This window comes from Pararhodobacter aggregans (genome assembly GCF_003075525.1).
GTDB classification, from domain to species: Bacteria; Pseudomonadota; Alphaproteobacteria; order Rhodobacterales; family Rhodobacteraceae; genus Pararhodobacter; species Pararhodobacter aggregans.
The window spans coordinates 104,513-121,932 of sequence record NZ_QDDR01000003.1 but is presented as its reverse complement, the minus strand read 5'-3'; the positions used below and the strand labels follow the sequence as shown (position 1 = coordinate 121,932).

Genomic DNA, 17,420 nt, shown 5'->3' with positions numbered 1-17,420 from the left:
CCCATGCTGGACATCGCGATCGACGGCAGCATCGCCACGCTGACCCTGAACCGTCCCGACAAGCGCAACGCCATGTCGGACGGGTTGTTCGCCCAGATCGACACCTTCTTCCGCGCGCCTCCGGCCGCGGTGAAGGTGGCGATCCTGACCGGGGCGGGGGGCAATTTCTGTTCCGGCCTCGACCTCAGCGAACACGCGGGCCGGATGGATGCCGAAGCCGTCATGCGCCATTCGCGCGGCTGGCATGCCACGCTGGAGCGGGTGCAGTTTGGCGGGCTGCCGGTGGTCTCGGCCCTGTCCGGCGCGGTGATCGGCGGCGGGCTTGAGATTGCCACCGCGACTCATGTGCGTGTCGCCGATCCCACCGCCTATTTCCAGCTGCCCGAGGGGCGGCGCGGCATCTTCATCGGCGGCGGCGCCAGCGTCCGCGTCGGCCGCATCATCGGCGCCGACCGGATGACCGAGATGATGCTCACCGGGCGCAAATATGACGCGCAGGACGGCCGGGCGATGGGCCTTGCCCATTATGTCGTGGACGATGCCATGGCCAAGGCGCGGGAACTGGCCGAACAGATCGCCGGCAACGCGCCGCTGTCGAACTACATCATGATCCAGGCGCTGGCCCGGATCGACGACATGGGAAGGGCAGACGGGTTCTTCACCGAAAGCCTCTGCGCCGCCATCACCCAGACCAGCAGCGACGCCCGCGAGGGCCTGACCGCTTTCCTGCAAAAGCGCGATCCGCAATTCCGGGCATGAGCGGCGACAGCATCCTGCGCGTCTTCATGGGCTACGACATGAAGCGCGCCTTTGCCGCGATCCAGACCGATGTGAACGCGGTGCTGGCGCCCTATGGCCTGAGGATGCTGACCTTCTCCGTGCTCTCGGTGATCCGCGACAACCCGGGCCTGAGGCAGACGCAGCTGGCCGAGATCCTGGCCATCGAGCGGCCCAATCTGGTGCTGATCCTGGACGAGCTGGAAGGTCTCGATCTGGTGACGCGGACCCGCGCGCGGGATGACCGGCGCGCCTATGAACTCAAGGTCACGCTGAAGGGGCGCCGCCTGGCCGAGCGCAGCTTCGTCGCCGTGACCGAGCATGACGACCGCATGGCGCGGGGGCTGAGCGACGAGGAACGCGCAGCCCTGCACCGCGCCCTGCGGCAGATTCAATCGAACGGGAGGAGTTCGGATGACGCACGACAGGTATCGCGCCCATAGGGCAACGCGCGAGGATCGGCCCGATGGCGCGATCCTGCTGAGCAGCGGCTGGGATCTGGGCCCGGTCGCCCATCGCACCACCGACTGGCTGGTCGACTGGGCCGCCGCCGCGCCGGACCGCGTGTTCCTGGCCGAACGCTCGGGCCCCGGCTGGCGCGAGGTCACCTATGCCCAGGCGCTGGAGCAGGTGAAGGCTCTCGCCGCCGCGCTGGCCGACCGTGGCATGGGCGCGGGGACGCCGATCCTGATCGTCAGCGGCAACGGGGTGGACCACGCCCTGCTGACCCTCGCCGCGCAGTATATCGGCGTGCCGAGCGTGCCGGTGGCCGAGCAATACGCGCTGATCCCGGGGGCGCATCCGGTGCTGGAACGCATCGCCGGGATGATCCGCCCGGCCATGGTCTTTGCCGACGATGCCGCCCGCTATGGCGCGGCGCTGGCGCTGCCGGTCTTCGACGGTATCGAGAAGGTCGTGAGCCAGGGCGCGGGTCCGGGCCTGACCGCCTTTGCCGATCTGGAAAAGGGCCGGGGCGATGTCAGCGGGCTGAACGCCGCCGTCGGCCCCGACACGGTGGCGAAATACCTGCTGACCTCGGGCTCGACCTCGCATCCCAAGGGCGTCCTGACCACGCAGCGGATGATGACCACCAATCAGGCGCAGCTGGCCGTCTGCCTGCCCTTCGTCACCGAAAAGCCGCCCGTCCTGCTGGACTGGCTGCCCTGGAACCACGTTTTCGGCGGCTCGCACAATTTCAATCTGGTGCTGGCCAACGGCGGCACGCTCTATATCGACAACGGCAAGCCGACGCCAGCGCTCGCCGCGCATACGATCGAGAACCTGCGCATGGTCTCGCCCACCATCGCCTTCAACGTGCCGGTCGGCTTCGCCGTGCTGCGCGACGCGATGAAGGAGGACGCCACGCTGCGCCGCCAGTATTTCCAGAACCTCGACATGCTGTTCTACGCCGGGGCCTCGTTGCCGCAGGACATCTGGGCCGATCTGGAGGCCATGGCGCACGAGGTGCGGGGCGACATGCCGCTCTTCAACTCGTCCTGGGGCCTGACCGAGACGGCGCCCGCCGCGCTGATCCAGCACGAATTCACCCATCAATCGGGGATCATCGGCGTGCCGCTGCCCGAGGTGACGATCAAGCTGGTCCCCGCCGATGACGAGAACCGCTTCGAGGTGCGGGTGAAGGGCGACACGATCACGCCGGGTTATCTGAACGACCCCGAAAAGACCGCCGAGGCCTTTGACGAGGAAGGCTATTTCATCACCGGCGACGCCATGCGCTTCGTCGATCCCGCCGACATGAACAAGGGCATGAAGTTCGACGGCCGCCTGGCCGAGGAGTTCAAGCTGAACACCGGCACCTGGGTGCGGGCAGCGGGCCTCAGGCTGGAGCTGCTGGGCAAGCTGAAGGGCCTGGCGCAGGACATCGTCATCACCGGCGCCGACCGGGCCGAGGTGGGGGTGATGATCGTGCCGACCGACGCCCTGCGCGCAGGCGCGGTGGATCACGGCGGCGCGCTGGCGGTGACGCAGGCGGCCGAGATTGCCCTGCGGCTGAAACCCGGCCCGACCGAGGGTTCGGCCCATGCCGTGCGCCGGGCGCAGGTGCTGGCCGAGCCGCCCTCGATGGCCGAGGGCGAGATCACCGCCAAGGGCAACCTCAACTTCCGCAAGCTGCTGCTGACCCGCAAGGCGATGCTCGACCGGCTCTATGACGACGCCGACCCCGCAACGATCAAGGTCTGACCCCATGGCCATCGCCCATATCCCCTACGGGGCCTATTGGTCCTCGCCCTTCGCCCGCTGGCAGGGGGCCTTCGCGCATCTGCATTCGGTGCAGTTCGCCGCCCATGTCACCCGCGCGGCGATGACTGACCGTGGCCTTGCAGCGGAGGCGCTGGATTACGTCGCCTATGGCTATACCGTGATCCAGCCCAACATCTTTTACGGCGCGCCGTGGTTCTCGGCCCTGATCGGGGCCGAGGGGCTGGCAGGCCCCACCGTCAACCAGGCCTGCGCCACCGGCCCGCGGCTGATCGCCACCGCGGCGGGCGAGATGGCTTTGGGCAACGCCAAGGTGGCGCTGGTCGCGGCGGGCGACCGGCTGTCCAACGGCGCGCATGTCTATTACCCGGCGCCGGGCGGCCCGGGCGGCACCGGCGCCAGCGAGAACTGGGTGCTGGACAGTTTCAACCACGATCCTTTCGCCAAGAACGCCATGGTCGACACGGCCGAGAACGTGGCCCGCCGCGAGGGCATCGCGACCGAGGAACAGCACGAGCTGGTGATCCACCGTCACGCCCAGTACCAGGACGCGCTGGCCGGGGACCGCGCCTTTCAGCGGCGCTACATGGCGGATCTGGAGGTGCCGGATGCGGGGTTCCGCAAGTCTGTCGGCACCGTTTCGGGCGATCAGGGCATCCAGCCGGTCGATGCCGAAAAGATGGCGCGGCTGAAGCCGGTGCGCGAGGGCGGCAGCGTGACCTTCGCCGGACAGACCCATCCCGCCGACGGCAACGCGGGGATGATCCTCTGTGCCGAGGCCGGGCAGGCGGCGGAGCTGGGGACGGGGCCCAGGGTCTCGATCCTGGCGGTGACGCAGGCGCGCGAGGAAAAGGGCTTCATGCCCGCCGCGCCGATCAAGGCCACACAGCGGGCGCTGGATCAGCTGGGGCTGGGGATCGGCGGGATCGACGCGATCAAGTCGCACAATCCCTTCGCGGTCAATGACATCGCCTTTGCCCGGGCCTTCGGCATCGACTGGCGGGGGATGAACAACTACGGCTCGTCGCTGATCTGGGGCCATCCGCAGGGGCCGACCGGGCTGCGCGGCGTGATCGAGCTGATCGAGGAGCTGGAGATGCGCGGCGGCGGCACCGGATTGTTCCAGGGCTGCGCGGCCGGGGATTCGGCGATGGCGGTGGTGGTCCGGGTCGGCTGACGTAGGGTGCGTGCTTGCACGCACCTTCCCTGCCTCTGGATCGGTGCGTGCAAGCACGCACCCTACGTCAGGGCGACGGCGCCGTGAGCCCCAACACCCGCAGGAACCCCGCCTCATCGGCGATCTTCAACCGCACCGGCAGGGTCAGCACCCGCTTTCTGGCGTCCAACGGCAGGCGCACCGCGTCCTTCTCGGTCGTCACCAGCTGCGCTTTGGCCGCCTTGGCCTCGGCTTCGAGCCGCATGAACAGCGGCGTGGTCAGCGGTTGGTGGTCGTCCAGCGCCTGCATCCGCACCACCTCGGCCCCGGTCTGGCGCAGCGTTTCGAAGAACTTGCCCGGCCGGCCGATACCGGCGAAGGCCAGCACCCGCAGCCCCTGCCACATCATCCCGGTCTGCAAGGGCTCCAGCGCGCCGGTGAACAGCGGCACCGATCCCAGCGCCGCGCCCCAGTCCGCGCGGAACCGCGCCTGCGCCTCGTCCCCGCCGATGGCCAGCACGCAGGTCGCCCGCGCCAGACCCGCCGCCACCGGCTCGCGCAGGGGGCCGGCCGGGATGCAGCGCCCGTTGCCGAAGCCCACCGCCGCGTCCACCACCACGACCGAGGCCGTCTTGACCACCGAGGGGTTCTGGAACCCGTCGTCCAGCAGCACCACATCGGCGCCCTTGTCGGCGGCGATCTGCACCCCCGCGGCGCGGTCCTTCGCCACCCAGACATGGCCGAAGGCGGCCATCAGCAGCGGCTCGTCACCAACCTCGGCCGCGCGGTGGCCGCGTTCGTTGACATAGACCGGCCCCTCCAGCGTGCCGCCATACCCGCGCGAGACGACCTGCGGCGACAGCCCGCGTGCCGCCAGCGCCTGCATCAGGGCGATGACCGTGGGTGTCTTGCCGGTGCCGCCCGCGTTCAGGTTGCCGACGCAGATCACCGGCACCCCCACCCGCAGCGCGCCGGGCTGCGCCACGCGCCGCGCCGTGGCGCGGGCATAGAGCCAGCCCAGCGGCGCCAGCAGCCGGGCCTGCCAGCCGGGCCGCGCGGGGGGATTGGTCCAGAAGCGCGGCGCCCTCATCCCCGTCCCCCGTTCAGCGTCAGCCAGTCGCAGATCGCATCGGCCACGGCGAGGGTCGCCTCGGACCCGTCGGTCGCCAGCGACCAGGCCCTGAGCGCCGCATCGGCCCCCGCCTCGGGCGAGAGCAACGCGCTGACCGCCGGGCCGAGGTCCGACGGCCCGTTGATCTGCCGCCCGCCGCCCTGCGTGCGCAGCTGGTCCATGAAGCGGCCCTCGTCGCCCTCGGCATGCGGGCCGAAGACCAGCGCCGAACCCAGCGCCGCCGGGATCACCGGCGAGGGGATCGGCGCCCCCGCGGTCAGCGAGCCGCCGAGGAAGGTGACCGGCGCCAGCCGCAGGAAAAGCCCCGGATCGTCGCCTGCATCGGCGACATAGACCTGCGTCGTCTCGTCGATCTCCTCGTCGGCCGACCGGCGGGCGCAGACGAACCCCACCTCGGCCGCGCGGCTGGCCAGCGTGGCGCCCCCGGCGGGGTCGCGCGGCTGGGCGATCATCAGCAGGCGATGGGCGCGGCGCAGGGCGTGGGAATGGGCGAGGAAGGCCGCGTCGGCCTCGGCCTCGGGCAGGTCATGGGCCAGCCAAACCGGGCGGGCCCCGATCGACTGGCGCATCGCGTCCAGCTCCTGGATGTTGCAGCCCGGCACCGGGGCAAAGCGCGCGAGCCGCCCGGTCGGCAGGACCGGCACCGCGTCCCTGACCTGACGGCGCAGCGCGGTGGCGGCGGCCTCGTCCCGGGCGTGGATCTGCTGGAAGCGGCCCAGCTGGCCGCGCGGCTGCGCGCCGAAAAGCCGCCAGCCGCCGCGGGCGCCGGGCGGCACCGCCTCGACCAGCATCAGGGCGATGTTGCGGGCGCGGGCGCGGTCCATCAGCGCCGCGGGCAGCGCCGGGCCCGCCAGCACCAGCAGCCGGGTCGGGAAACGGTCGAAAGCGGCGTCAATGGCGCGCAGATCCTCGCCCGGTCCCGGCGCCGCGGCATCGCCCGTGACCCAGGTCGGGGGCGCATCGGGACGCTCGGCCAGCTGCCGGGCCAGCACCCGCAGCGCTCCGGTCAGCGCGGCGTCGGTGGCGTGCAACCAGACACCGCGGGCGGGTGTCGCGGCGGGCATCAGGCCGCGTCCCCGGTCAGGCCCGCCATCAGCGCCGCATGCAGCGCCGGGCCCGCGGCGACCACGCCGGGGCTGCGGGCCTCGGCCCGGTTGAAGCGCAGGGGATGGCCGTGGCGGTCGGTGACGCGGGCGCCCGCCTCGGTGGCGATCAGCGCCGCGCCCGCGATGTCCCAATCCCAGGAATCGCGGATCGTCAGCATGGAATCGAAGCGGCCTTCACCGACCAGCGCCAGCCGCCAGGCCAGCGAGGGCCGGAATTCGCGCTTCACCGGCGGCACGCCGCCCGGCCAGTGCACCGGGTCGAGGGCCGGGCGCGCCACCAGCATCGTCGCCCCCAAGGGCCCCTCGGGCTGGGTGGCGGCGATGGGCTTGCCGTTCAGCGTGGCGCCCCCGCCCCGCACCGCGGCATAGGTCAGGTCCAGCATCGGCAGATGCACCACCGCCGCCACGGGCGCGCCCTTGTCCGTCACCGCCAGCGCATGGGCGAAACCGGGCTGACGGTCGATGAAGGACCGCGTGCCGTCGATCGGATCGATGACGAAGCAACGCTCGTGCGCGAGGCGGGCGAGGTTGCCCAGCGGGTTGCTCTCCTCGGACAGCCAGCCATAGCCGGGCCGGGCCTGGCCCAGAAAGCCGTGCAGATGCTCGTTCACCGCCAGGTCGGCTTCGGTCACCGGGCCCTGCCCGTCGCCCTTGTCCCAGACCTTGGCCTCGCCGTCGAAGAACCGCCGCGCAATGGCACCCGCCGCCTGCGCGGCCTCGGTCAGAAGCTGGAGATCGGCCAGATCGCCGTCACGCGCCGGCAATCGTCAGGCCCTCGACCAGAAGCGACGGCACCTGCGTGGAGAGGTGCGCGCGCGCGTCATTCGCCGCCGTCATCCGCATCAGCATGTCGCGCAGATTGCCGGCGATGGTGCATTCGTTGACCGGATAGGCGATTTCGCCGTTCTCGATCCAGAAGCCCGAGGCGCCGCGCGAATAATCACCGGTCGTCGGGTTGATGGTCGAGCCGATCAGCGAGGTAATCAGCAGGCCCGTCCCCATGCCCGCGATCAGATCGGCGCGGCTGGCCGTCCCCTGGCTCAGCGCCAGATTGGACAGGCTGGGCGAAGGCGGGGCCGAGGGGCCGCGCGCCGCGTTCGAGGTGCTTTCCAGCCCCAGTTTCCGCGCCGTCGCAAGGTCCAGCACCCAGCCTTGCAGCACCCCGTCCTCGACCCAGAGGCGCCGGGCCGTCGCCAGCCCCTCGGCGTCAAAGGGGCGGGTTCCGGCGATGCGGCGGCGCAGCGGATCCTCAGTCAGCGTGAAGCCCCGGGGCAGCACCGGCTGGCCCAGCGCATCGCGCAGCCAGCTGGCGCCGCGGCTGATGGCGGTGCCGTTGATCGCCGAGGTCAGATGCCCGATCAGCGAGGAGGCCACGCGCTCGTCATAAAGCACCGGAAAGGCGCCCGACGGCGGCTTGCGGCTGCCCTTGCGGGCGGCGGCGCGCTGGCCCGCTTCGGTGCCGATCGCCTCGGGGCTGGGCAGGTCGGCCTGGAAGATGCGGCTTTCGCTGGACCAGTCGCGCTCCATCCCCGTGCCCTCGCCGGTGATGGCGACGCAGGAAGTGTTGCGCGTGGACCGCTGATAGCCACCGACAAAGCCGTTGGTCGCGGCCAGATGGATCGTGCGGCGCGAATAGCTGGCGCCCGACTGGTCGATCTGGCTGATGCCGGGCACGGCGCGGGCGGCGGCCTCGGCCCGGCGGGCGTCGTCTTCCAGCGCGGCGGGGTCGGGTTCGGCGGCGGGGTCGAACAGATCCAGCCCCTCGCCATCGCGCCGGGCGCTCAGCTGGCCGGGATCGGCGAGGCCCGCGTAGGGATCCTCGGGCGCCTCGTGGGCCATGGCGACGGCGCGTTCGGCCATCATCGCCAGCGTTTCGGGCCTGGCATCCGAGGAGGACACGCAGGCCTGCCGCCGCCCGATCAGCACCCGCAGGCCCAGGTCCAGCCCCTCGGCCCGTTCGGCATGCTCCAGCCGCCCCTCGCGCACGTCGATGGACAGCGCCGTGCCCTCGATCACCAGCGCGTCGGCGGCATCGGCCCCGGCCTTGCGGGCGGCATCGAGAAGGGCATGGGCGAGGTCTTGGGTCATGGATCAGCCTGTGAAACTTGGTTCCCAGAGGCTTAGCGCCAAGGCGCGACAAAGGAAACCCGGGACGCGGGTCAGAGGCCCCGGCGGGCTATCTCCAGCAGGCCCGCGCAATCGGCATGGGCCTCCAGATGATCGGCCAGCTTTTCCAGCGCCTCCTCCACCCCCTCGGCGTAGGAGGCGTTGCCGGTGGTCGCCCCCAGCCCGGCCAGAAACGCCCGCCGGAACCCGTCCGCGCCGAAGAGCCCGTGCAGGTAGCTGCCCATGACCCGCCCGTCGGCCCGGATCGCCCCTTCCGGCTGGCCATCGACGGTGAAAAGGGGCCGCGCGCGGTCCGGCCCCTCGGTCCGGCCGATGTGGATCTCATACCCCTGCGCCGCCTCGCCCGAGGCCGCATGCACCGCCTCGGTCAGCGTCACCCGCTTTTCCGGGGTCATGACGGTGTCCACGTCCAGGAGGCCGAGGCCGGGGACAGAGCCCGGCGCGCCCTCGATCCCCTCGGGGTCGGCGATGGAGCGGCCCAGCATCTGGTAGCCGCCGCAGAGGCCGAGGACTTTGGCGCCCCGCCGCAGCGCCGCCTGAAGGTCGATGTCCCAGCCCTGCGCCCGGAAATGGGCGAGGTCGGCGATGGTGGATTTGGAGCCGGGGATCAGGATCAGATCGGCCTCGACCGGCAGCGGCAGGCCGGGGGCGATCACCTCGACGCTGACGCCGGGTTCGGCCATCAGCGGGTCGAGATCGTCGAAATTGGCGATCCGATTGAGCTGCGGCACGACGATGCGGAACCCGGTGCCCGCGCTCTTGCGGCGCAGGTCGGCGGCATCCTCGGCCGGCAGGCGGTGGGCATCGGCGAACCACGGCAGCACGCCCAGACCCTGCCAGCCGGTCCGCTCGGCAATCATCCGGTAGCCATCGTCGAAAAGCCGGGGATCGCCCCGGAACTTGTTGATGAGAAAGCCCTTGATAAGCGCGTTGTCGGCCTGATCCAGCACCGCCTGCGTGCCGACGATCTGGGCGATGACCCCGCCCCGGTCGATGTCGCCGGTCAGCACCACCGGCACCCGGGCGGCCTGCGCAAAGCCCATGTTGGCGATGTCGCCCGCGCGCAGATTGACCTCGGCCGGGCTGCCCGCGCCCTCGACAATGACCAGATCGGCCTCGGCCGTCAGCCGGGCGAAACTGTCCAGCACCGGGGCCATGAGTTGCGGCTTCAGCGCGGAATATTCCCGCGCCTTGCAGGTGGCGAAGCGGGCGCCCTGGACGATCACCTGCGCGCCGGTCTCGGATTCGGGTTTCAGCAGGATCGGGTTCATGTGAACGGACGGCGGCACGCCGCAGGCCATGGCCTGCAGCGCCTGCGCCCGGCCGATCTCGGCCCCCTCCGGGGTGACGGCGGCGTTGTTCGACATGTTCTGCGGCTTGAAGGGCCGCACGCTGAGCCCCCGCCGGGCAAAGACCCGCGCGAAGCCCGCCACCAGCAGCGACTTGCCGACATTCGAGCCCGCGCCCTGGATCATCACTGTCGCCGTCATCGCCTCACCCCTTGCTTCGTTCCTGTGTTAGCGCGGGGAAAGGGAGGGGGGCCAGCCCCCCTCTGCGCGTGCCGCGCATTCACCCCCCGGGATATTTGGAGCGCAAAGAAGGGGTCAGGTCAGGGCAAGGGTCAGCGGCGGGAGGTCGGCGCCGTCGATGGTGGTGGTCCAGCTCTGGCCGGGGGCGATGGGCAGGGCGCGGGTCAGCGTGCCGGTCGAGACGATCCAGCCCGCCGGCAGCCGGTCCTCGCCCCGTTGCGCCACCAGATCGGCCAGCGCGGCGAGCGGCCCGAGACCCAGGACGTTGCGGGAATGGCCCCGGTCCATGGCGGCGCCGTCGCAGAGGAGCGTGACGTCGAGATCGGCGAGCGCGTCGAGGAGCCCGGGCGTGGCCGGGACGAAATCGCCGGTGACGAGGGCGCCGTGCAGGGCGCCCTCGTCACGGTATCGGGCGCGCGGAAACGCCAGCCGGGGAAGGGGGAGTGCACGATCTCGAACCCGCGCGCGACCTCGGCGACGCAGGTTTTCAGCGCCTCCGGCCCCATGCCGGGCGCGGGCGAGGCGCCGAGCTTCAGCACAATCTCGGGCTCGATCCGGGGTTCGAGGAAGGGGGCGAGGGCCAGGGGTCCCGTGCGCCAGGTCGTGTCGAAGACCGGCCCGTGGATCGGGGCGTGGACGTTGTACTCGTCCCAGATCGTGGTGTTGGTGAAGCCGGTTTTCACCCCGACCACCCGGGCGCCGCGCCGGACCCGGGCCGCGGTCAGCAGCGCCTGCGCCTGATAGGCGCGGGGCAGGTCGAACCCCGGGTCGGAGTCGGTGATCGGCGCCATCGGCTGGCCGCGGTCGAAGGCATGCAGGATGGCGTCGGCGATGGTAATCATGCCGCGCCCATCCGCTCAGCCATGTCCAGCATGCGGCACGAGAAGCCCCATTCGTTGTCGTACCAGCCGAACACCCGGATCAGCCCGGCACCGCTGACCCGCGTCTCGGGCAGGGCCATGACGATCGATTCGGGCCGGGCGCGCAGGTCCGACGACACCAGCGGCTTCGCGGTCCAGCCGATCACCCCGCCCGCGCCCTCCAGCACGGCATTGACCGCCTCGACCCCCGCGCGGCGCTTCGGCACGACGCAGAGGTCCACGGCCGAGACGCTGGCGGTGGGCACCCGCACCGCGGCGCATTCGATGATTCCTTCGAGCGTCGGCAGCACCCGGTCCAGAAGCCGCCCGGCGCTGGTCGTGGTCGGCACCATCGACAGCGCCGCGGCCCGGTTGCGCGCGGGGTCCGAGGAGCGCGGCGCGTCCACGGTGGGTTGCGAGCCGGTGTAGCAATGGATCGTCGTCATCCAGCCGGCGCTGATCCCGAAGGCCTCGTCCAGCAGACGGGCCAGGGGCGCCAGCGCGTTGGTGGTGCAGGAGGCGTTCGAGACCACGCGCAGGGCGGGCGTGAGCAGCGCGTCATTCGCGCCAAGGACCAGCGTCGCATCCGCCGCGTCCGAGGGGCCAGAGATCAGCACCCGCGCCGCCCCGGCGCTGAGCCCGGCCTCGGCGACCGCCCGCGACTCGGCCTTGCCGGTGCATTCCATCACCAGATCGACGCCCGACAGGTCCAGCGTGCCGATGTCCGACACCCGGGTCAGCGGCAGGCGGCGGCCCTGGACGACCAGCGTCTCGCCCTCCAGCGCCACACCCTCCAAGGGCCCGAAAACGCTGTCGTATTCCAGAAGATAGGCGCAGGTCTCGGCGGGGGCGATGTCGTTGATGGCGACAATCTCGATCCCCGGCCAGCCGCCTTTCAGCCAGGCGCGCAGTACCGTCCGCCCGATCCGCCCGAAGCCGTTGATCATCACCCGCATGGCACCCTCCGAAGGCTGAGGCCCCCTTGCTAGGCTTGGTTTGATCAAATCTCAACCGGGATTGCGAGGCCGCGTGCCTTGGCCAGCGCCAGCACCCTTGCCGCGACGGCGAGGTCCTGAAGCCCGACCCCGGTGCCATCATAGAGGGTGATCTGGTCGGGATCCTCGCGCCCCGGGGCCTCGCCGGTCAGGACCGCGCCCAGCGGCACGATGCGGGCGGGGTCCAGCAAGCCCTGCGCCACCGCGTGCTGCGCCTCGCCCAGCGTCACCGATTGCGCGGGCTCGTCGGTGAAGACCCGCGCCGCGCCGAGAAGGGCGGGCTCGACCTCCTGCTTGCCGATCGTGTCGGTGCCCATGCAGGCCAGATGCGTGCCGGGCGAGACATGTGCCGCCGCCAGGGCATAGGCCGGCGAAGAGGTGATGGTGACGATGACCTCCGCCTCGCGCATCCCTGCCAGCGGGACCGCCTCGAACGGCAGCCCCAGCTCCTCCGCGACCGCCGCCAGCCCCGCCAGCCGCTCCGGCGTCCGGTTCCAGGCGATCACCCGCTCGAAGCGCCGCACCCGGGCCGCGGCGCGCAGCTGGAACGCTGCCTGATGCCCGGCACCGACGATCCCCAGCACCCGCGCCCCGGGCCGGGCCAGCGCGTCGATGGACACCGCCGCCGCCGCCGCGGTTCTCAGCGCGGTCAACAGATTGCCGCCGATCATCGCCTCGGGCCGCCCGGTCTCGGGATCGAAAAGCGTCACCACCGATTGGTGGTTGGTGATCCCGCGCGCCGCGTTGCCGGGGAAATAGCCCCCTGCCTTGACCCCCAGCGCCCCCGGGCCCATCCCCGATTTGAACCCGTACTGCCGCCCGCCCCCCAGGGCCTCGCGCACCACCGGAAAGTTCCGCGCCGCGCCCCCGGCCGTCTGCCGGAACACCTCGGCCACGGCCTCGAAGGCCTCGTCCGGCCCCATCAGCCCGGCAATCAGCCGCTCAGGCACCACCAGCATGCCGCACCCTCATCATCTTGTCCCAAATACGCTCAGGGGGTCCGGGGGCAGAATGCCCCCGGCTTCCTCACCAGGCCTTGCCGCGGGCCGAGACGGGCCAGACCACCTCGACCACCCCGTTCCGGACGCCGACATACCAGTCGTGGACGTTGCAGGTCGGATCGCAATGCCCCGGCACCAGCCGCAGCCGGTCGCCGACCGTCAGGGCGCCCGAAGGGTCCTCGATGACGCCATGCTCGTCCGAACATTTCACATAGCGCACGTCGTCCCGCCCGAAGACCACCGGCAAGCCACTGTCCACCGATTGCGCCTTCAGCCCGGCGTCGACCACCGCCCGATCGGCCTTCGCATGGCTCATGACCGAGGTCAGCAGGAACAGCGCGTTCTCCCATTCCCCGCGGTCGATCCGCTGGCCGCCTTCATCGAGGATCCGGCCGTAATCCGCATCCATGAAGGCGTAGGACCCGCATTGCAGCTCGTTATAGACGCCTGAGGCGCTCTCGAAATAATAACTGCCGGTGCCGCCGCCGCCGACGATGTCGCAGTCCAGCCCCTCGGCCGCCAGCGCCTCGACAGCCTCGCGCACCATGGCCACCGCGACATCCAGCTTGGCCTTGCGGTCGGCATAGCGGTCGAGGTGCTGCATCGCCCCCTGATAGGCCTGCAGCCCGGCGAATTTCAGCCCCGGCGCGGCGTCGATGGCCCGGGCCAGCGCCACCACGTCCGAGGTCGAGGAAACCCCGCAGCGCCCCGCGCCGCAATCAATCTCGACCAGGCATTCGATCTGCGTCCCGTGCCGCACCGCCGCCGCCGACAGCTCGGCCACATTCGCCGGATCGTCGACGCAGCAGAGCGTGCGCGCGCCCAGCGTCGGCAGCCGCGCCAGCCGGTCGACCTTGGCCGCGCCCCGCACCTGGTTCGAGACCAGCACATCCCTGACCCCGGCCCGGGCAAAGACCTCGGCCTCGCTGACCTTCTGGCAGCAGATGCCGCAGGCGCCGCCGATCTCCTCCTGCAACCGGTAGACATCGACCGATTTGTGCATCTTGCCATGCACCCGCAGCCGCATCCCGTGGGCGGCGGCATAGGCCCCCATCTTGCGCAGATTGCGCTCCAGCGCGTCCAGATCCAGCACCAGACAGGGCGTCGCGATCTCGGCTTCCGTCATCCCCGGCAGGGCGGGCACATCGAAACCGACCTCCAGATCCGCGATATCTTTCATGGCTCAGGCTCCTTGCTGCCAGGGCAGACGGTCGAGGTCGACATTGCTGCCGGTGAGAATGATGCCGACCCGCTGCCCGGCGAACAAGGCGGGGTTCTTCAGCACGGCGGCCAGCGGCACCGCGCTCGAAGGCTCGGCGATGATCTTCAGCCGCTTCCAGATCAGCAGCATGGCGGCGATGATCTCCGCCTCGCTGACGGTCAGGATATCGGTGACATGGCGGCTGACGAAATGCCAGGTCAGCGCCTTCAGCGGCACTTTCAGCCCGTCCGCCACCGTGACCGGCGCGTCGTCAGCGATGATATGCCCGGCGCGGAAACTGCGCGCCGCATCGTCGGCCTGTTCAGGCTCGGCGGCATAGATCCGCACCCGCGGTGCCGCCTGCGACAGCGCCAGACAGGTGCCCGAGACCATCCCGCCCCCGCCAATCGGCGCGATCACCGCGTCCAGATCCGGCGCCTGCTCGATCAGCTCCAGCGAACAGGTGCCCTGACCGGCGATGACCCGCTTGTCGTTGTAGGGATGGACGAATTCGGCCCCGGTTTCGGCCAGCACCCCGGCAAAGACCGCCTCGCGGGATGTGGTCGAGGGCTCGCATTCCACCACCCGCCCGCCATAGCCGCGCACGGCGTCCTTCTTCGCCTGCGGCGCGGTGCGCGGCATCACCACGGTGCAGGGAATGCCCCGCCGCCCGGCGGCATAGGCCAGACAGGTCCCGTGATTGCCCGAGGAATGCGTGGCCACCCCCCGCGCCGCCTGCGCCTCGCTCAGCCCGAACACCGCGTTCGCGGCCCCGCGCGCCTTGAAGGCCCCGGCCTTCTGCAAAGTCTCGCATTTGAAAAACAGCGAGGCCCCGGCCTGTTCATCCATCATCCGCGAGGTCAGCACCGGCGTCCGGTGCACATGCGGCGCGATCCGCGCCTGCGCGGCCACCACATCGGCATAGCTCGGGAGTTCCATCCCCAGATCCTTCATCTTTGTTCTCCAAATATCCTCGGGAGGATTTTCAAGGAGGGTGGAAAACCCTCCTTGAAGCGGGGGGTGCGGGGGGCGGCAGCCCCCCGCTCCCCCCCCCCCCCCCCCCCCCCCCCCCCCCCCCCCCCCCCCCCCCCCCCCCCCCCCCCCCCCCCCCCCCCCCCCCCCCCCCCCCCCCCCCTTTCCCGGGGCGTCAGCCCCGCCCTCAGGCCGCCGCCGCCAGCGGCAAGGCCCCGCGATAGAAGTCCTGCGCCGCCACCACGCCCGAGCCCAGCCGGACCGGCCAGCCCAGATCCGCCATCACCATCTCGGCCGTCGCCAGCCCGGCCAGCATCAGGGGGTCCGACAGCATCCCCAGATGGCCGATGCGGAAGGCCTTGCCCGCCAGCTGTCCCAGCCCGGTGCCGAAGGCCATGCCATAGGTCCCGGCGGCGCGGGCGACGAAGGCGTTGGCATCGCAGCCCTCGGGCGCCAGAACCGCCGTCACCGTATCCGAGGCGAGCGCCGGCCCGGCGGCGCAGGTGGAAAGCCCCCAGCCCGCCACGGCCCGGCGCACGCCTTCGGCCAGCCGGTAGTGGCGGGCGTGGACCGCCGCCAGGCCCTCATCCTCCAGCATCGCCACCGAGGCGGCGAGGCCGGCGATCAGCCCGACCGGCGGGGTATAGGGATAGCCGCCCGCCGCCATGCTGCGGCGCATGTCCTTCAGGTCGAAATAGGTGCGGGGCAGGCGGGCATTCTCCATCGCCGCCAGCGCCCTGTCCGAGAGCCCCAGAATCGCCAGCCCCGGCGGCAGCATGAAGCCCTTCTGACTGCCGGTCACCGCGATATCGACGCCCCAGCCGCTGAAATCGAACGGCATCGAGGCGATGGAACTGACCCCGTCAACCATCATCAGCGCCTCGTGCCCGGCCCGGTCCATCGCCCGGCGCAGCCCGGCGATGTCCGAGCGCACGCCGGTCGCCGTCTCGTTATGCGTGGCCAGAACCGTCTTGATCCGGCCGGTCCGGTCGGCCCTCAGCGCCGCCTCGATCCGCTCCAGCGGCAGGCCCTCGCCCCAGGGGGTGTCCAGCACCTCGACCTCCAGCCCGAAACGCTGGCAGAGGTCGATCCAGCGGGCCGAGAAGACGCCATAGCGCGCCGCCAGCACCCGGTCGCCGGGCGAAAGCGTGTTGGCGATCGCCGCCTCCCAGCCGCCGGTGCCGGTGGCGGGCAGCAGGAACACCTCGCCCGACTCCATACCCATCACCCGCTTCACCCCCGCCAGCGCCGGGGCCAGCATTCGCGCGAAAGCGGGCGAGCGGTGGTCCAGCGTCGGCACATCGCAGGCCTTGCGCAGGGCCTCGGGCATGTTGGTGGGGCCGGGAATGAAGACCGGGTTCTGGGCAAAGGCTTGGTGGGCGGTCATGGTCGCGCTCCTTGATTGTCCGCTGATCCTAGGGCGCGGCGCCTCCCCCCTCAATTTTTTTGAAATGTTTTTTCACAAGTGCCTTGAGGGTGATTTTCCCAATCATCATAAGCTGCTATACTTTTTCATCTATTGAAATCGATTTTCGGAGGCGTACATGACCGAGTCCCGCCGCGGCCGTCCCAAGGCCTTTCACGACAAGACCGAGCAGAACACGATCCGGGCGCTGGACCGGGCCATGGCGCTGTTGCAAGCGCTGGCGGGATCGGACGGGATGACCCTGACCGAACTGGCGCAGGCCGAAGGCGAATCGCCTGCCACCACCTACCGCGTGCTGACCACGCTGGCGCAGCGGCAGATGGTGGAGCTCGATCCACGGGGGCAGGTCTGGTACGTCGGCGCTGGCACCTTCCGCACTGGCGCGGCCTTCCTCCGGCGCACCAATGTCGTCGAACGGGCCCGGGCGCCAATGCAGGCGCTGATGCGGGCCACGAACGAGACCGCCAATCTGGGGATCGAGCAGCAGGGCGAGGTCCTGTTCCTCACGCAGGTGGAGACGCATCAGGCGATCCGCGCCTTCTTCTCGCCCGGGACGCGCTCGGCCCTTCATGCCTCGGGCATCGGCAAGGCGCTCATGGCCTGGATGCCGGGGCTGAACCCGGGGCCGCTGACCCGCTTCACCGAGGCCACGATCACCGAGCCCGAGGCGCTGGCGCGCAACCTCGCCCTGACCCGCAGCCGGGGCTGGGCGCTGGACAATCAGGAACGGACCGAGGGCATGCGCTGCGTCGCCGCGCCGATCTTCAACGCCCATGGCGAGCCGGTCGCCGGTGTCTCGATCAGCGGGCCGGTGTTCCGCCTGCCGCCCGATGCGCTGCCGGAGCTGGGCGCCCGGGTCAGGGCGGCGGCAGCCGAGATCACCCGGTCCATCGGCGGGGCCGTCAAATCCTGAGTGTT

General features: G+C 70.9%; 17 protein-coding genes. 5 read left to right on the top strand and 12 right to left on the bottom strand.

Annotated elements, in window-relative coordinates:
- The first annotated feature begins 3 nt into the window (after nucleotides 1-3).
- Genes DDE23_RS07545 through DDE23_RS07530 form a run of 4 tightly spaced genes read left to right on the top strand, consistent with a single transcriptional unit; the run spans nucleotide 4 to nucleotide 4,174 of the window.
- Nucleotides 4-759, top strand: a complete 756-nt coding sequence (locus DDE23_RS07545) for a crotonase/enoyl-CoA hydratase family protein (RefSeq protein WP_107751361.1) — start codon at nucleotides 4-6, stop codon at nucleotides 757-759.
- A complete protein-coding gene (locus tag DDE23_RS07540; protein WP_107751360.1) occupies nucleotides 756-1,220 on the top strand; it encodes a MarR family winged helix-turn-helix transcriptional regulator in 465 nt (154 codons plus the stop codon). The genes DDE23_RS07545 and DDE23_RS07540 overlap by 4 nt, the downstream gene beginning before the upstream one ends.
- Nucleotides 1,192-2,979 carry a feruloyl-CoA synthase gene (locus tag DDE23_RS07535; RefSeq protein WP_107751359.1) on the top strand — a complete coding sequence of 596 codons (1,788 nt, stop codon included), beginning with the start codon at nucleotides 1,192-1,194 and terminating at the stop codon, nucleotides 2,977-2,979. The genes DDE23_RS07540 and DDE23_RS07535 overlap by 29 nt, the downstream gene beginning before the upstream one ends.
- 4 nt (nucleotides 2,980-2,983) lie before the next feature.
- Nucleotides 2,984-4,174, top strand: a complete 1,191-nt coding sequence (locus DDE23_RS07530) for a thiolase family protein (RefSeq protein ID WP_107751358.1) — start codon at nucleotides 2,984-2,986, stop codon at nucleotides 4,172-4,174.
- A 67-nt stretch (nucleotides 4,175-4,241) separates the two neighbouring features.
- Here the strand turns inward: DDE23_RS07530 and lpxK are convergent, their stop codons facing one another.
- From lpxK to bhcA, 12 genes are all read right to left on the bottom strand, one after another.
- Nucleotides 4,242-5,243 carry a tetraacyldisaccharide 4'-kinase gene (gene lpxK, locus DDE23_RS07525; RefSeq protein ID WP_107751357.1) on the bottom strand — a complete coding sequence of 334 codons (1,002 nt, stop codon included), beginning with the start codon at nucleotides 5,241-5,243 and terminating at the stop codon, nucleotides 4,242-4,244.
- Nucleotides 5,240-6,349 (bottom strand): hypothetical protein, encoded by a 1,110-nt coding sequence (locus DDE23_RS07520; RefSeq protein WP_107751356.1) that lies wholly within the window; start codon nucleotides 6,347-6,349, stop codon nucleotides 5,240-5,242. The genes lpxK and DDE23_RS07520 overlap by 4 nt, the downstream gene beginning before the upstream one ends.
- Complete coding sequence (locus tag DDE23_RS07515; RefSeq protein ID WP_107751355.1) at nucleotides 6,349-7,155, bottom strand: inositol monophosphatase family protein; 807 nt, start codon at nucleotides 7,153-7,155, stop codon at nucleotides 6,349-6,351. Before DDE23_RS07515 ends, DDE23_RS07520 begins: the two co-directional genes overlap by 1 nt.
- Nucleotides 7,142-8,479 (bottom strand): TldD/PmbA family protein, encoded by a 1,338-nt coding sequence (locus DDE23_RS07510; protein WP_107751354.1) that lies wholly within the window; start codon nucleotides 8,477-8,479, stop codon nucleotides 7,142-7,144. The genes DDE23_RS07515 and DDE23_RS07510 overlap by 14 nt, the downstream gene beginning before the upstream one ends.
- Before the next feature lie 71 nt (nucleotides 8,480-8,550).
- Nucleotides 8,551-10,008 carry a cobyric acid synthase gene (locus DDE23_RS07505; protein ID WP_107751353.1) on the bottom strand — a complete coding sequence of 486 codons (1,458 nt, stop codon included), beginning with the start codon at nucleotides 10,006-10,008 and terminating at the stop codon, nucleotides 8,551-8,553.
- Between the two features lie 114 nt (nucleotides 10,009-10,122).
- Nucleotides 10,123-10,272, bottom strand: a complete 150-nt coding sequence (locus tag DDE23_RS25395) for a hypothetical protein (protein ID WP_202863230.1) — start codon at nucleotides 10,270-10,272, stop codon at nucleotides 10,123-10,125.
- Nucleotides 10,212-10,889 carry a 2-keto-4-pentenoate hydratase gene (locus DDE23_RS07500; RefSeq protein WP_202863229.1) on the bottom strand — a complete coding sequence of 226 codons (678 nt, stop codon included), beginning with the start codon at nucleotides 10,887-10,889 and terminating at the stop codon, nucleotides 10,212-10,214. The genes DDE23_RS25395 and DDE23_RS07500 overlap by 61 nt, the downstream gene beginning before the upstream one ends.
- Nucleotides 10,886-11,863, bottom strand: coding sequence for a type I glyceraldehyde-3-phosphate dehydrogenase (locus tag DDE23_RS07495; protein WP_107751352.1), 978 nt, complete (start codon nucleotides 11,861-11,863; stop codon nucleotides 10,886-10,888). Before DDE23_RS07495 ends, DDE23_RS07500 begins: the two co-directional genes overlap by 4 nt.
- A 44-nt stretch (nucleotides 11,864-11,907) precedes the next feature.
- Nucleotides 11,908-12,861: an ornithine cyclodeaminase family protein gene (locus DDE23_RS07490; protein ID WP_107751351.1), complete on the bottom strand. Its 954-nt coding sequence runs from the start codon at nucleotides 12,859-12,861 to the stop codon at nucleotides 11,908-11,910.
- Between the two features lie 67 nt (nucleotides 12,862-12,928).
- Nucleotides 12,929-14,083, bottom strand: coding sequence for a 3-hydroxy-D-aspartate aldolase BhcC (bhcC, locus tag DDE23_RS07485; RefSeq protein ID WP_107751350.1), 1,155 nt, complete (start codon nucleotides 14,081-14,083; stop codon nucleotides 12,929-12,931).
- A 3-nt stretch (nucleotides 14,084-14,086) separates the two neighbouring features.
- Nucleotides 14,087-15,058, bottom strand: a complete 972-nt coding sequence (gene bhcB / locus DDE23_RS07480) for a beta-hydroxyaspartate dehydratase BhcB (protein WP_202863228.1) — start codon at nucleotides 15,056-15,058, stop codon at nucleotides 14,087-14,089.
- A 205-nt stretch (nucleotides 15,059-15,263) separates the two neighbouring features.
- Complete coding sequence (bhcA, locus tag DDE23_RS07470; protein WP_107751349.1) at nucleotides 15,264-16,463, bottom strand: L-aspartate--glyoxylate aminotransferase BhcA; 1,200 nt, start codon at nucleotides 16,461-16,463, stop codon at nucleotides 15,264-15,266.
- A 157-nt stretch (nucleotides 16,464-16,620) separates the two neighbouring features.
- Between bhcA and bhcR the strand changes: the two genes are divergently transcribed.
- Nucleotides 16,621-17,415, top strand: coding sequence for an HTH-type transcriptional regulator BhcR (gene bhcR / locus DDE23_RS07465; protein ID WP_107751348.1), 795 nt, complete (start codon nucleotides 16,621-16,623; stop codon nucleotides 17,413-17,415).
- Nucleotides 17,416-17,420: the final 5 nt, after the last annotated feature.

Bases quoted from the DNA above. Each gene is read 5' to 3' on its own strand.
- DDE23_RS07540 (WP_107751360.1), top strand. From the start codon at position 756: ATGAGCGGCGACAGCATCCTGCGCGTCTTCATGGGCTACGACATGAAG.
- DDE23_RS07520 (WP_107751356.1), bottom strand. From the start codon at position 6,349: ATGCCCGCCGCGACACCCGCCCGCGGTGTCTGGTTGCACGCCACCGAC.
- DDE23_RS07535 (WP_107751359.1), top strand. From the start codon at position 1,192: ATGACGCACGACAGGTATCGCGCCCATAGGGCAACGCGCGAGGATCGG.
- bhcA (WP_107751349.1), bottom strand. From the start codon at position 16,463: ATGACCGCCCACCAAGCCTTTGCCCAGAACCCGGTCTTCATTCCCGGC.
- DDE23_RS07500 (WP_202863229.1), bottom strand. From the start codon at position 10,889: ATGATTACCATCGCCGACGCCATCCTGCATGCCTTCGACCGCGGCCAG.
- bhcC (WP_107751350.1), bottom strand. From the start codon at position 14,083: ATGAAAGATATCGCGGATCTGGAGGTCGGTTTCGATGTGCCCGCCCTG.
- lpxK (WP_107751357.1), bottom strand. From the start codon at position 5,243: ATGAGGGCGCCGCGCTTCTGGACCAATCCCCCCGCGCGGCCCGGCTGG.
- DDE23_RS07545 (WP_107751361.1), top strand. From the start codon at position 4: ATGCTGGACATCGCGATCGACGGCAGCATCGCCACGCTGACCCTGAAC.
- DDE23_RS07495 (WP_107751352.1), bottom strand. From the start codon at position 11,863: ATGCGGGTGATGATCAACGGCTTCGGGCGGATCGGGCGGACGGTACTG.
- DDE23_RS07530 (WP_107751358.1), top strand. From the start codon at position 2,984: ATGGCCATCGCCCATATCCCCTACGGGGCCTATTGGTCCTCGCCCTTC.
- DDE23_RS07505 (WP_107751353.1), bottom strand. From the start codon at position 10,008: ATGACGGCGACAGTGATGATCCAGGGCGCGGGCTCGAATGTCGGCAAG.
- bhcR (WP_107751348.1), top strand. From the start codon at position 16,621: ATGACCGAGTCCCGCCGCGGCCGTCCCAAGGCCTTTCACGACAAGACC.
- DDE23_RS07490 (WP_107751351.1), bottom strand. From the start codon at position 12,861: ATGCTGGTGGTGCCTGAGCGGCTGATTGCCGGGCTGATGGGGCCGGAC.
- bhcB (WP_202863228.1), bottom strand. From the start codon at position 15,058: ATGAAGGATCTGGGGATGGAACTCCCGAGCTATGCCGATGTGGTGGCC.
- DDE23_RS07510 (WP_107751354.1), bottom strand. From the start codon at position 8,479: ATGACCCAAGACCTCGCCCATGCCCTTCTCGATGCCGCCCGCAAGGCC.